The organism is Leifsonia sp. L25 (assembly GCF_050632895.1).
Genome location: NZ_JBODRZ010000003.1, coordinates 2,350,996 through 2,363,667 on the forward strand (window position 1 = coordinate 2,350,996; position 12,672 = coordinate 2,363,667).

Consider the following 12,672-nt stretch of genomic DNA (forward strand, 5'->3'; position numbering starts at 1 on the left):
GTGGCAGAGGAGGGGTTCCGTCCGGCGCCGCTGGACCGCGACGCGACCTTCTACATCGCCGGTCACCGCGGTCTCGTGGGCTCGGCACTGTGGCGCAACTTTGAGGCAGCAGGCTTCTCCGGATTGGTCGGCCGCTCGTCGTCCGAGCTCGATCTGCGCGACCGCGACGCGGTCTTCGCGTTCTTCCGTGAGACGAACCCGCGCTATGTCGCCCTCGCCGCAGCCAAGGTCGGTGGCATCCTGGCCAACAACACGTACCCGGCCGACTTCCTGAGCGAGAACCTGCAGATCCAGGTCAACGTGATGGACGCGGCCGTCGAGGCCGGTGTTCAGCGCCTGCTGTTCCTCGGCTCGTCGTGCATCTACCCCAAGTTCGCTCCACAGCCGATCCGCGAGGACTCCCTGCTCAACGGCCACCTCGAGCCGACGAACGACGCGTACGCCATCGCGAAGATCGCGGGCATCCTCCAGGTGCAGTCGGTGCGCCGCCAGCATGGCCTGTCGTGGATCTCGGCGATGCCGACTAACCTCTACGGCCCGGGCGACAACTTCTCGCCCACCGGCTCGCACGTGCTCCCTGCGCTCATCCGTCGCTACGACGAAGCCCAAGCGGCCGGCGCCGGATCCGTCACCAACTGGGGCACCGGCACGCCGCGCCGCGAGTTCCTCCACGTGGACGACCTCGCGGCGGCCTGCCTGCACCTGCTCGAGAACTACGACGGCCCGGATCAGGTCAACGTCGGCACCGGTACGGACATGACCATCCGCGAGATCGCCGAGACGATCGCACGCCTGGTCGGCTTCGTTGGCGAGACGCACTGGGACTCCTCCAAGCCTGACGGAACACCGCAGAAGCTCCTCGACGTGACCAAGCTCGCCGACGCCGGCTGGACGTCGCAGATCGGGCTCGAGGAAGGCCTGCGTTCCACGATCGACTGGTACCGGGACAATGAGCGCACCCTCCGCCGCTGACCTTCCGCGCCTGGTCACGGCCGCGATCGGCTGACACCATGCCGGCCAGTCATTCCGTGCCCCCGCGCCGCCGTGCGAGCGGGTGGGTGATCGTCCGCTGGTGCCTGCTCGGGCTCATTCTGGCCCTGGTGTTCGTCATCGCCTGGGTGGGAGTGCGGGGGATGATGGCGAAGGCCGACCTGGATGCGTCGGTGTCCCTCGCGAACACCTTGCGGCGGCAGCTCGTCAGGGACGACGTCGCGGGTGCCCGCGCGTCGGCGAAGACGCTCCAGCAGCACGCGGACTCGGCCCGGGACCTCACGGGCGACCCCGTGTGGCGGCTGACGGAGCTGATCCCGCTCGCAGGTCCCAACCTGACTGCTGTGCGGCAGGTGTCCATGGTGCTCAGCGATGTCTCCGATCACGCCGTCGTCCCGCTCGCCGATGTCGCCGGGAAGGTTGCGCTCTCACACTTCAAGCCGGTCGGCGGATCGGTCGACGTGCAGCCGCTCGTCGCGGCGCAACCCGTCGTCACCTCATCGGTGTCCGCCCTCGAGGACGCGCTCGCGCACGCGAGGCGGATCGACACCACGCGGACCGTCAGCCAGGTCGACGCTGCCGTCGCCAAGCTGGTCGATGTGCTCGGCAAGGCGGCCGAGCAGGCCTCAGCTGCCGACAACACCGTGCGTCTGCTGCCGGTGATGATCGGATCGGCCGGCCCGAAGACCTATGTGGTCCTGTTCCAGAACAATGCGGAGCTGCGTGCCGGTGGCGGGATCCCCGGTGCGGTCGCCCTGGTCCACGCCGAGAAGGGCCGGCTCTCGCTCCTCGACCAGACGAGCGGCTCCAGCTTTCCGATGGCCGCATCGTCCGTGCTCCCGCTGCCGGTCGAGACCCAGGGACTGTACGGCGAGATCACCGGCCGGTACATGCAGGACGTGACGCTCACGCCCCAGTTCCCGCTCAGCGCCCAACTCGCCCGCGAGTTCTGGAAGCGGCAGTACGGCGTGACCGCCGACGGCGTCATCTCGATCGATCCGGTGGCGCTCAGCTACCTCCTGTCGGCGACTGGCCCGATCTCCCTTGACTCAGGCGATGCCCTCACCAGCGCCAATGCGGTAAAGCTGCTGCTGAGCGACACGTATGCCCGGTATCCGAGCGTCGCGCAGAAGGACGCCTTCTTCGCCTCGGCGGCGGCAGCGGTGTTCCACAAGATCGCGAGCGGCGCGTTCGACCCGAAGGCGATGATCGCCGCGCTCGCGCGTGCGGCCTCTGAGCGGCGTGTCCTGATCTGGAGCGCCGACGCGGCTCAGCAGAAGGTGCTCGGGACGACGACTCTCAGCGGAACGCTGCCTGTCAGCACTCCGGCGAAGCCCGCCTTCGGGGTGTACCTCAACGACGCGACCGGTGCGAAGATGGACTATTATCTTGACGTCAAGACGGCCATCGGCCAGGCGGTTTGCCGCAAGGACGGCCGGGCGACGTGGTCGGTCCAGGTCACGTTGACGAGTACAGCGCCGGCGAACGCGGCGTCCACGTTGCCCGCGTACGTCAGTGGAGGCGGCGACTACGGCGTGCCCCCTGGGAGCGTCCGTACCAGCGTCTCGGTGTATGCGCCGCCCGGGAGCCTGTTCACCGGGTCTACGGCACGTGGAGCGGATGCTCCCGTGCACTCGACCACAGATACCGGGTACCCGGTCGGAACGTATGAGACGCAGCTCGCCCCTGGTCAATCGAGCGTGGTGACGCTTCACTTCCTGAGCGCAGGGCGGTCCACCGGGCATCCGGTTCTGACCCAGACGCCGGTGATCGACCTCCACCCTGCCGCTGTTCTCCCCGTGACGTGCGGCACGACGGGCCATTGACACCGGCAACCCTCCGCTGCTTCGGCTGCTAGCCTTGGGCGATGCCTATTCTGGTGGTCGGAGCGGCGGGCTACATCGGTTCCCACATCGCTCACGCTCTCGTCGAGCGCGGCGAATCGGTGGTCGCGGTTGACGACCTCTCGACGGGGTCGTCCCAGCGGCTCGGTCGCCTCCCACTCCACCGCATCGACGTGACCTCGGCCGAAGCCGTCGGTGCGCTCTCGGAGTTGATGCTTGAGAAGCAGGTGGATGGTGTCATCCACCTAGCGGCCAGGAAGGCTGTCGGCGAGTCGACTCGCGAGCCGCTGCTGTACTACTCGCACAATATCGATGGGGTGGTTAATGTTGCCGCGGCGATGGCGGCGGCCGGAGTGAGGCAGGTCGTGTTGTCGTCGACGGCCGCGGTCTACGGCGAGAGCGGTGAGGCGCCCCTCACGGAGGACGCCCCGACGAACCCGATTAATCCGTATGGGCGCTCGAAGCTCGTCGGGGAGTGGGTGCTCGGCGACTCTGCCGCGGCGTACGGTCTCCGGGCAGCGAGCCTGCGGTACTTCAACGTCGCCGGAGCCGGAGACCGTGCGTTGGCCGACCGCGGCTTGACCAATCTCATCCCGCTCGTGGTGGACGCCGCGCAGCGCGGGTCTGCCGTGGAGATCTTTGGCGACGACTTCCCGACTCCTGACGGCACCTGTGTACGAGACTACGTTCACGTGGCCGATGTGGCAGCTGCGCATCTGGCGGTCCTTGACCGTCTGCGCAACGCACGGGAACCCCATCGGGTCTACAACATCGGCGGGGGCCGGGTCGAGCGTTCGCGAAGTGGTGGACGCTGTCCAGCTGGTGAGCTGCCGTCCTGTCGCATTTCGGATGGTGTCCAGGCGCCCCGGTGATCCGGCGTCGGTTGTGGCTGACGTGTCGCGCGCCCGGTCGGAACTTGGGTGGGGCCCACGACACGATCTCTTCGGCATCGTGGCCTCGGAGTGGGCCGCCCGGACCACGAACGCCGTTACCCGGTCCGCTTGACGGTGTTATCGGTTACACCGACCTCGAATCCGAGAGTGCCCGACGCCGTTCCGACGCCGGGTCCGGGCCGAAGTCAAGGCCACGCTTGAACTGAAATCAACAGTCGTGACGCGCGCCTTTCCCCTGACGCCAACGGCCCCACACGCCGCACTCGGCTCACGCCGGGACGGCACGTATTGTGTATGCAACGCGGCCCCGCCCGGGCCGACCACCCGACGTGCGCCTCACGAATGGAACTGCCGATGACGATGAACGAGGCCAACGAGCTGACGGCCCAGCTCTGGCGGCAGCGGGAGCTCCTGGAGATGCTGCTGTTCAAGTACGAGGAGGAGCGGCTGCTGCGCTCGGCCGGGATGACCCGGTGGCTCGCGCACGCCTCCCGCGAGATCGAAGTGGTGACCGAACGCCTGAATAAGTCCAGCCTCTCGACCGCCGTCGCGATCTCGAGCCTCGGCGAGTCCTGGGGCCTGCCTCGCGGCGCGCTCCTGCGCGACCTCGCCGAGGGGGCGCCGAACCCGATGTGGGCCGAGATCTTCACCGACCACCTGCGTGCCCTGGTCGACGTCATCACCGAGATCCGCGAGGTCCGGGCCCAGGCGAACGCCACCTACCGCGCGAACGGCGAGATCGATCACACCGAGCAGACCGCACGGTTGATCGACACCGTCCTCTGAGACGGATCAGGCGGTGACCCGCTCCGTGACCGCGGCGGGTGCGCGGTGAACTCCGCGAGCTTGGCGAGGTAGGCCGACCGCTTCGTCCGGGGGTTCCGGTCGGGCAGTGGGAGCACACCGGCGTCGCGGTCGAAGTGCAGCAGCCAGCCCTCGTGCAGCAGCTTCATCGCCTCGTTCCGCGCCAGCGACACGGCCGCGTGCGTGACGCCGAGCTCGGCGGCCACGTCCTTGACCTGCGGCGTCGCGTTGATCGACAGGCGGAGCCACCAAGTCCAGCGGGAGGTCCCCTTCCGGCGTTGGTCCGCCGCGGGGCACGTCGCGACCCGCAACCCGTCTTGCCCTCGCCTTTCGAGTATGCAACGGGAGGGCTCGTTTGACGGCGGTGTGTGGTTTGTCAGCACGACGACGCGGGGTGGGAAGAATATCGCTCAGATCTCTTCGGGCGTCGCCCTATTCAGTGCCGCAGAGAAGAAGCTCGGCGCGATCCTTGCTGGCGCTCGCGCACGATTGTCCTCTTTTCACGGTACCGCCGCTCACCCCGATAGCGGCGATAACGTGGCCCTCGAGGCGGACGGGAGTCACCGTTCCGAAGATGATGAAGCGGCCGCCGCTGGAATGAAGGCCGAAGAGGGGCGCGCCCGGGACCGTCATGCGGGCCAGCCCGTCGGTACGGGCTCTGCTAGCACACGGTGTAAGCCTTATGCACTGCCAGGCTGGGTCCGGCGATCTCGGCACCGTCCATTCGGAGGAATGCTACGAGGTTGCCGCCCTCGTCGACCGCGGCGATTGAGACCTGCGCGCCGAGTCGGGTGACCTCGTCTTTGGCGGTTGCAAAAAAATACTTTCCTGGCATGTGACGCTGGCAGTTTGCATCGGTTTCCGTGCACGAAGGGGAACTGAGCTCCCGAGGTCGGATGGCGGCCTATCCTGGGATGAGATTGTTCTCATTCCGGTCTCCTCCTGGTCTCATCGGTGACCGGCAGATTCTTCTTGGGCCGAACAGAGCCCGAGGACAACGAAAGGCACTCCCCACCGAAATGAAGACGCTCACGAAGATCATCGTCGCCAGCACCACTGGCGTTCTCAGCGCCGGCCTCGCGACCGCGGGCGCGTTCGCCGCGACGGGAGCTTTCTCGGTTCAGGACCAGGCGGGCACCACGATCGCCGCCCATGGTGTCACCGGCACCGCCACGCACTCGGTGGATACGGCGAAGACCGCTGCAGAGCAGAAGGCGGACACCGTCCGCGGCGAGGTCTCGAAGGCCGTCGCCCAGGCGTCGGCGGCTCCCTCGGCGCTCCCCACCAACATCCCGTCCGTCGCCGGAACCGCGAGCGGCTCGGCGAGCACCGGTGGCACTGCCTCGGGCACGTCCGGTTCGGTGGCCGGTTCGGGTGAGGCGGCCGCCGCTGCCGGTACGTCCGGGCTGAACGCCACCGGCACGAGCACTGCCACGGTGGTCACCCCGCCGGCTGCCGTCGACGTGCGCGGCACCGCCTCGGTGACCGCCGGTCACTGACCCCACTGCTGGGAAAGGGGGCGAGAAAGGCTCGGGTGCCTTCTCGCCCCTTTTCTGTGCGTGGGTTGCGCGGCTGTGGGGCGCGGCCGCTCAGGTCGTCAGACGGTAGCCCATCCCGCGGACGGTCTCGATGCGTTCGGCGCCGATCTTGCCGCGGAGGTACCGCACGTAGACGTCGACGACATTCGATCCGGGATCGAAGTCGAGTCCCCACACCCGGCTGAGCAACTGCTCGCGGCTCAGCACCTGACCGGCGTGGGAGAGCAGCTCCTGCGCGAGGGCGAACTCCCGCGCCGACAGGTCCTGCGTGGTTCCCGCGGCCGTGATGCGGCGGGTGCGCAGATCCAGCTCGAGGTCGCCGGCCCGCAGCACGTCGGGGGCTTCCGGGCGCGGGGTTTTCAAGTGCAGTCGGATGCGTGCCAGCAGTTCGTCGAACCGGAATGGTTTGGCCAGATAGTCGTCGGCGCCGCCGTCCAGGATGCTCACGACATCCCGGCCGCTCGTGCGGGCGGTTAGGACGATGACGACCACGGGGTGTCCTTCGCCGCGCACCGCTTCCAGAACGCCGAAGCCGTCCAGGCCGGGAAGTCCGAGGTCGAGGACCAGCAGATCGTGTGCCCCGGTCCGCACCTCGTCGAGAGCGGAGAGGCCATCGGTGACGGTGGTCACGGTGTAGCCGGCCGATCGCAGCCCCTTCTCCACGAAGGACGCGATCCGGGGTTCGTCCTCGGCCACCAGGACGCGGCTCATATCGTCTCCTCCGTGAGGGGTTCGTGTCGGTGTGGCGCGGGCGCGATGTCCTCGGCGCGTCCGCACAGAACGGTCAGCGTGAAGGTCGAGCCGTCGGGGGAGCTCGTCAGGTCGACGGCGCCGCCGTGCGCGTGCGCGATCGCGGTGACGATGGCGAGGCCGAGGCCGGACCCGGACGTTCCACGTGTGCCGTCACCGCGCTGGAACCGCTCGAAGATGCGGGCTCGATCGGCTTCGGGGATTCCCGGCCCGTCGTCGCGCACCCAGGCGCGGAACAGGATTCCCGCGCGTCCCTGGATCCGCTCGCTTCCCAGCCGGATAGCGCCGCCGAGTGTGGAGTACTTGACGGCGTTCTCGGCGAGCTGGAGCCACGCCTGCGTGATACGGCGCACGTCGAGCGCACCGATGCCTTCGGCCACCTGTTCGGTCGTCCACGGACGGTCAGGGGCAAGGGCGGCGGCTTTAGCGGCGACCGCCCGGGTCAGGTCGGCGAGGTCGGCCGGGGCCGGGTCGACGAAACCGGGGCCGCGGGACTCGGCGAGCAGCGTGATCTGTGCAACGAGCTCGTCCATCCGGTCGAGCTCGTCGACGGCGAGCTGCTGCACGGCGCGCACTTCCGCCGGGTCCGTCGGGTCCAGCAGCTCGAGATGCCCGCGGACGATCGTGAGGGGCGTCTTCAGTTCGTGGCCCACGTCGTCCAAGAGCTGGCGTTGCGAGGCGAACGACTCCTCCAACCGGTCGGACATCCGGTTGAAGCCCGCGGCCAGGAGGGAGAGATCGTCGCCGCCGCGGACCGGGATGCGCTGGCCGAGCTCGGTCGCCGAGAGGCGGTCCGCGGCCTCGCGCAGGTGACGGACCGGGCGCAGCAGACGTCCTGCGACGAACCACGCGACGAGACCGGTCAGGGCGAGCGCGCACGCCGCGACGATCGCGTAGGTGCGGAACGGGCTCGCGATCGCGGTGAGGACGGTGTCGAGGTCGTACGCCGCGACGTACAACCCCTGCGTCGGATCCCCCTTCACCGTCACCGGGATGATCGCGTAGCGCAGCGTGCCCCGATCCGACGCGGCCGTGCCCATCACCACAAAGTTCGAATCGGCCTCGCGTGCGAACCGTTCGACGAGCCCGGGGTCCCGGTCGAGCCGGAACGGCAGTTCGCCGCCCGGAACGTACGCGGCCTGACCGGCGACAATCCCCAGCGCGCTCTCGGAGGGGGCGGGAACGACCTGCTGGATGAGCGATCGCAGCAGCACATCCACACTCTGCTGCGCGGCCGGCTGCGCCTGGGCGGCGATCGCCTTCACTTGATCGAGGTTGCGGATCAGGTCGCTGTCCACCTGCGCCAACGCCTGCTGACGCTGGACGAAGTAGGTCGCCACCCCTGCCACCGCCAAACCAATCCCCGCAGCAAGGACGATCGCCACCACGATCCGCGCCCGCACCGAGAAGACGGGCCGCCTCGACGAATCGCCCATCGCACGGCGGGGTCTTCGTCGGGGCATGCGCCCATTATCCCGTGGGATAAAGTCCCGCGCGAAGCATTTCTGGCTCGCGCCGATAACGACGGCTACGTCTCGATGTCGGCGCATTTGAGCCCGCATGATCCCATCGAGTTTGTTGCGCCCTGTCCTATCAGCATCTCAGCCCTGAGCGGGCGATCAAGCAGATCCTCCGGGACGCACAGCCCTTTGGCGCAGGCTCACGAAGAGTCGCACCGTGACAACCTGGCGGCGCTGTCACGATACCGTGGCCGTGACGTGCAGCACACGCCTTCCCGAATTACCTGCACTTACGCAAAGACCGGTGTAGCGTATCCGGCAAAGAAGCCGTTCTGGCGGCCTCCCAATGGCCCAGCGGGCTGCTGGGGGGACGCTTCGAGGTGAGGAGACGCCGATGTCATCGCCTGGAGTTCCGACACGGGGGCCTGCGCGCCCTCTGCCCTATGTGATTTCGGGTGTGCTGCTCGTGATCGCGATCGTGTTGCCCTTGCTGGTGCCGATCTACGCGCGTAGCGAGCCGGCGCTCGGCGGCATCCCGTTCTTCTACTGGTATCAGATGCTGTGGGTGCTGATCGACTCCGGGCTGCTCTGGATCTGCTACGCCCTGATCGTCCGTGAGGATCGGCGACGCCGGGCTGCGGTCCGGCCTCCGGAGGTGGAGGAATGATCGCCGCAGCGGCGTCGGGCGCCCGGCCCGTGAACGGTGTGGCGCTCACCGTCGTCATCATCATCTTCGTGATCGTCGCGATCATGGGCTTCGTCGCGGCGCGCTGGCGGGTCACTCCGGAGGAGCGTGGTCTGCGCACCCTCGACCAATGGGGTCTCGGCGGGCGCGGGTTCGGGAGTTGGATCACCTGGTTCCTGCTTGGCGGCGACCTGTATACGGCGTATACGTTCATCGCCGTTCCGGCAGCCATGTGGAGCACGGGTGCGGTCAGCGGTTTCTTCGCCGTGCCGTACACGGTGGTGCTGTACCCGATCGTCTTCCTCCTGATGGCGCGGCTCTGGTCGGTGTCGCACCGCCACGGCTACGTCACGCCTGCGGACTTCGTCGGGGGACGTTACGGGAGCAAGACGCTCTCGACAGCCATCGCCGTGACCGGGATTGTCGCGACGATGCCGTACATCGCTCTCCAGCTGGTGGGTATCAAGGCGGTGCTGACCGTCCTCGGTCTTGGCAGCGGCGCCAATGCGTTCACCCAGGACCTGCCGCTGATCATCGCGTTCGTCGTCCTCGCCGCCTATACCTATACGGCCGGGCTGCGCGCGCCGGCGGCGATCGCGGTGGTCAAAGACCTCCTGATCTACATCGCAGTCATCGTCGCGATCATCTGGCTGCCCACCCAGTTCGGAGGATGGGACGGGATCTTCAAGGCCGCCACCACGAAGATGACGGCGATCAACCCGGCGACGAACCTCCCAGTCGGTTCGGTGATCCCCGGGGCCGCGAGCTTCAACGCCTATTGGACGCTCGCGCTCGGGTCGGCCATGGCGCTGTTCATGTACCCGCACTCGGTGACCGGTGTGCTGTCCACGAAGAGCCGCAACACCATCCGGCGCAACGCAGTGGTGCTGCCGATCTACTCGCTGATGCTCGGATTCCTCGCACTCCTCGGGTACGTGGCGATCAAGGCGGGCACGAAGCCGATCGGACTCGACGGGGTCGTCAACCCGCAACTGGTGGTCCCGCAGCTCTTCATCGACAACTTCCCGTCGTGGTTCGCCGGTGTAGCGCTCGCCGCCATCGCCGTCGGCGCCCTGGTGCCGGCTGCGATCATGTCGATCGCCGCCTCCAACCTGTTCACCCGCAACATCTACCGGGACCTGTTCAAGCCGAACGCGTCACCTGCCCAAGAAGCGAAGGTGTCGAAGTTCGTCTCCCTCGTGGTGAAGTTCGGCGCCCTGCTGTTCGTGATCCTGATGGACCAGTCGGCCGCGATCAACATGCAGCTGCTCGGGGGCGTGTGGATCCTGCAGACCTTCCCGGCGATCGTGGCGGGCCTGTACACGCGCTGGTTCCACAGGTGGGCACTGTTCGCCGGCTGGGCGGTCGGCATCCTCTACGGGACGATCGCCGCGTACAACGTAGTGAACCCGGTGACGCACGCGCACTTCGGCGGGTCGATCGCCCCGTTCCCGTTCACCACCGTGCCGGTCTACATCGCCATCTCGGCGTTCGTCATCAACGCGATCGTCTCCGTGATCCTGACCCTGATCTTCCGGGCCGTCCGGGTGCCGGACGGCGTCGACCGCACGAGACACGCCGACTACGGCGCAGACGAGGGCGACCCCAAGGTCGTCGAGGTGCTCGAGCCGTACAACGCGACCCTGGACCGGTAAGGTCCGGAAGCGCGCGGCCGCAACCGGCGGAGGCGGCCCCCGCCGCCAGCCGCGGTCTGCGCTCGGCCCCATGGCACTTTGCGCTAACGCGGCTATTGAGCTCGCGAGCACACCCTGCCTGTCAACTGTGAGGGTCTTCCTGCGTCGAAAGAAGAGGCGTCCGTTTGCCCGGTGGCGGTGCAAGGAGTACCGCCGACGCGAACAAACGGGTGACCGTCGAAAGGCCCCGATCTGAAAGTATGTGCGTCTCACGCTCCACGCTTAAGTGCTCCCACCACTTCACGCCCAGGACCGCGTCTTCGCCCGACGTCGCGCTCCCCGATGACATCGCCTAGATCGCTCTAACAAGAAAGCGAGGACGGCTATGATCTTGCTTCACCACAGATAATTGAATGGCGGTCCATCCGGAGCCATGACGCGCTCGCCTCCGACATAGCCCCTCCGGACACGGGTATCCGCTCGGCGGGAGAATACGTCATAAGTTTCGGGTCAAGTGAATGGAGGAAACGGACATGCCGCACCAGGCGGCGACATCCCAACCGGCCGCTGTGCCCCTCCCAAACCTGGAGTGCGTTCGCATGAGCCAGGCTGATGACACCATCATCAGTGTCTGCCTCGAGGTCACAACCCTCAGTCCGAGCACATGCGAAATCAAGGTCAACGGCTCAACAATTGGATTCATCGGTCGGGTGCCGTTCGGGTTCACCGCGTCCGCCGGGACCTGTCCCGAGACCGCCACACCGCGCGGCCAATTTGACTTGTGGGACAAAGCCGCGGCCGCGCTGCTTCGCCCGCCCGCGACTTCTCATCACAACGGACCCAGGCAGATGGCGAATGGACCCTCCGTCGTCGAGCGACCGCGCCGACACACAGGACAGGCCAATCACTACCGAAGGGTCCTTTGCGACCAGCTGGAGCGCTTCCTTGGGGCCGAAAAGCGGATACGTGACGAGGATAAGGATGGTGCCGCGCGCACGCCGATGGCGATGACCGCAACGACGTGCCAGTGGGAATCACCAAGACAGGCAGGCGAGTCGCCTTGCGCATCGCCGGCCCGGAGAACTTCCGCTGGGTGTCCAGGATGAGATGGAGCTACAGCGGACGGACACAAGTTACGGACCACATGCAGAACCACGAGATCAGGCCCGGGAGGGCTCGGTTCAAGGTGCGTTGGATTACGAGCGGTTGTTATTCAGCGCCGTGGTCTGCGTTGAGCCAGAGTGTATCGTCCTCAACGCGGTCGAGCTCATCCGATGCCACGTACTCGTGGCCGGCGAGCAGACCGGATTTGTCGATCTTCACGTAGCCCAGCCGAAGCAGTCTTTCGGCGGTGTGGCGGGGCAGCCGGGCGTGTTGGGCGAAGTCGTCGATGAGGGTTCCAAGGAGACCACCGGTTTCGGGGTCGGTCTGGCCGTCGGCGGTCACTGCCTCGGGATCGCCCATTTTCAGGTCCTTGACCTTGCCGATCTTCTCCCCATCGGGCCCGACCACATGCATGCCCTCGCGCACCTGCTCCATGACAGTCATCGTTGATGTCCTTCCCCGGTTCCCCCGTCGGTTGCTGACATTGTAGGGCTGAAAAGGAAAAACTTGTTATGGCCTGAGTTGAGAACCGGCCCACGCATGATCGCGAGCGCTGAGTATATCCGGCGTCCGTTGTAGGCCGCCGCGTCGGTCAGGTGACGGGCCGCCATCCGCGTCTGCGCTCTCGCCGCTGTCATGTCCAATGCGCCAAGGGGACTGGGCAACTGCGGTTTAATGTTTCTCTCAAAGAGTGCCGCGAAACCATCAAGGCAACCTGCTGAAAAGGCTGCTCGCATTGGACGGCCGCAGGTCGGTCGGGCGTGAAGACACTCGCGACGCGTCGGGTCGTCTGAAGGGGCCCTCCCGCCTGCTTGCGTTACGACGAAGCCGGCGGGCATGAGCGTGGAGGGGCGGTCGCGGAAGCGTTCGGGTGGGCCGGTGGTAGGCGTGTTGGACGCGTTCTCGGCGCTGCCAAAGGCGCCGCCAGCTTCCGTCGTGGAACAGGACCGGGTGAGAACAGGGCGATGCC

The 12,672-nt window shown here is 67.1% G+C and carries 13 protein-coding genes; 7 read left to right on the plus strand and 6 right to left on the minus strand.

Features of this window, described 5'->3' with window-relative positions; genetic code table 11:
* The 4 genes from ACRAWC_RS15750 (at position 1) to ACRAWC_RS15765 (ending at position 4,513) form a co-directional block, all read left to right on the plus strand.
* Positions 1 to 972: a GDP-L-fucose synthase family protein gene (locus ACRAWC_RS15750; RefSeq protein ID WP_431348570.1), complete on the plus strand. Its 972-nt coding sequence runs from the start codon at positions 1 to 3 to the stop codon at positions 970 to 972.
* A 38-nt stretch (positions 973 to 1,010) separates the two neighbouring features.
* Complete coding sequence (locus tag ACRAWC_RS15755; RefSeq protein WP_431348571.1) at positions 1,011 to 2,816, plus strand: DUF4012 domain-containing protein; 1,806 nt, start codon at positions 1,011 to 1,013, stop codon at positions 2,814 to 2,816.
* Between the two features lie 41 nt (positions 2,817 to 2,857).
* Positions 2,858 to 3,706, plus strand: a complete 849-nt coding sequence (gene galE, locus ACRAWC_RS15760) for a UDP-glucose 4-epimerase GalE (RefSeq protein WP_431348572.1) — start codon at positions 2,858 to 2,860, stop codon at positions 3,704 to 3,706.
* A gap of 375 nt (positions 3,707 to 4,081) precedes the next feature.
* Positions 4,082 to 4,513, plus strand: a complete 432-nt coding sequence (locus ACRAWC_RS15765; RefSeq protein WP_431348573.1) for a flagellar protein FlgN — start codon at positions 4,082 to 4,084, stop codon at positions 4,511 to 4,513.
* Here the strand turns inward: ACRAWC_RS15765 and ACRAWC_RS15770 are convergent.
* From ACRAWC_RS15770 to ACRAWC_RS15780, 3 genes are all read right to left on the minus strand, one after another.
* Positions 4,471 to 4,842 carry a hypothetical protein gene (locus tag ACRAWC_RS15770; protein WP_431348574.1) on the minus strand — a complete coding sequence of 124 codons (372 nt, stop codon included), beginning with the start codon at positions 4,840 to 4,842 and terminating at the stop codon, positions 4,471 to 4,473. The two genes, ACRAWC_RS15765 and ACRAWC_RS15770, sit on opposite strands and share 43 nt — an antisense overlap.
* 121 nt (positions 4,843 to 4,963) lie before the next feature.
* Positions 4,964 to 5,248, minus strand: coding sequence for a heme-binding protein (locus tag ACRAWC_RS15775; RefSeq protein ID WP_431348575.1), 285 nt, complete (start codon positions 5,246 to 5,248; stop codon positions 4,964 to 4,966).
* Positions 5,193 to 5,366, minus strand: a complete 174-nt coding sequence (locus ACRAWC_RS15780; protein WP_431348576.1) for a heme-binding protein — start codon at positions 5,364 to 5,366, stop codon at positions 5,193 to 5,195. The genes ACRAWC_RS15775 and ACRAWC_RS15780 overlap by 56 nt, the downstream gene beginning before the upstream one ends.
* A gap of 184 nt (positions 5,367 to 5,550) precedes the next feature.
* Between ACRAWC_RS15780 and ACRAWC_RS15785 the strand changes: the two genes are divergently transcribed.
* Complete coding sequence (locus tag ACRAWC_RS15785) at positions 5,551 to 6,030, plus strand: hypothetical protein (RefSeq protein WP_431348577.1); 480 nt, start codon at positions 5,551 to 5,553, stop codon at positions 6,028 to 6,030.
* A gap of 90 nt (positions 6,031 to 6,120) precedes the next feature.
* Here the strand turns inward: ACRAWC_RS15785 and ACRAWC_RS15790 are convergent, their stop codons facing one another.
* Both ACRAWC_RS15790 and ACRAWC_RS15795 read right to left on the minus strand, forming a co-directional pair.
* Complete coding sequence (locus ACRAWC_RS15790) at positions 6,121 to 6,780, minus strand: response regulator transcription factor (protein ID WP_431348578.1); 660 nt, start codon at positions 6,778 to 6,780, stop codon at positions 6,121 to 6,123.
* The gene (locus tag ACRAWC_RS15795; protein ID WP_431348579.1) at positions 6,777 to 8,282 is read right to left on the minus strand and encodes an ATP-binding protein; all 1,506 of its coding nucleotides are present in this window, start codon (positions 8,280 to 8,282) and stop codon (positions 6,777 to 6,779) included. Before ACRAWC_RS15795 ends, ACRAWC_RS15790 begins: the two co-directional genes overlap by 4 nt.
* Before the next feature lie 454 nt (positions 8,283 to 8,736).
* Between ACRAWC_RS15795 and ACRAWC_RS15800 the strand changes: the two genes are divergently transcribed.
* Both ACRAWC_RS15800 and mctP read left to right on the plus strand, forming a co-directional pair.
* A complete protein-coding gene (locus tag ACRAWC_RS15800) occupies positions 8,737 to 8,946 on the plus strand; it encodes a DUF3311 domain-containing protein (RefSeq protein ID WP_431348580.1) in 210 nt (69 codons plus the stop codon).
* Positions 8,943 to 10,619 carry a monocarboxylate uptake permease MctP gene (gene mctP / locus ACRAWC_RS15805; protein ID WP_431348581.1) on the plus strand — a complete coding sequence of 559 codons (1,677 nt, stop codon included), beginning with the start codon at positions 8,943 to 8,945 and terminating at the stop codon, positions 10,617 to 10,619. Before ACRAWC_RS15800 ends, mctP begins: the two co-directional genes overlap by 4 nt.
* A 1,188-nt stretch (positions 10,620 to 11,807) precedes the next feature.
* On the opposite strand, the gene ACRAWC_RS15810 is transcribed toward mctP, so the two are convergent.
* The gene (locus ACRAWC_RS15810; RefSeq protein WP_431348582.1) at positions 11,808 to 12,146 is read right to left on the minus strand and encodes a hypothetical protein; all 339 of its coding nucleotides are present in this window, start codon (positions 12,144 to 12,146) and stop codon (positions 11,808 to 11,810) included.
* Between the last annotated feature and the right edge of the window lie 526 nt (positions 12,147 to 12,672).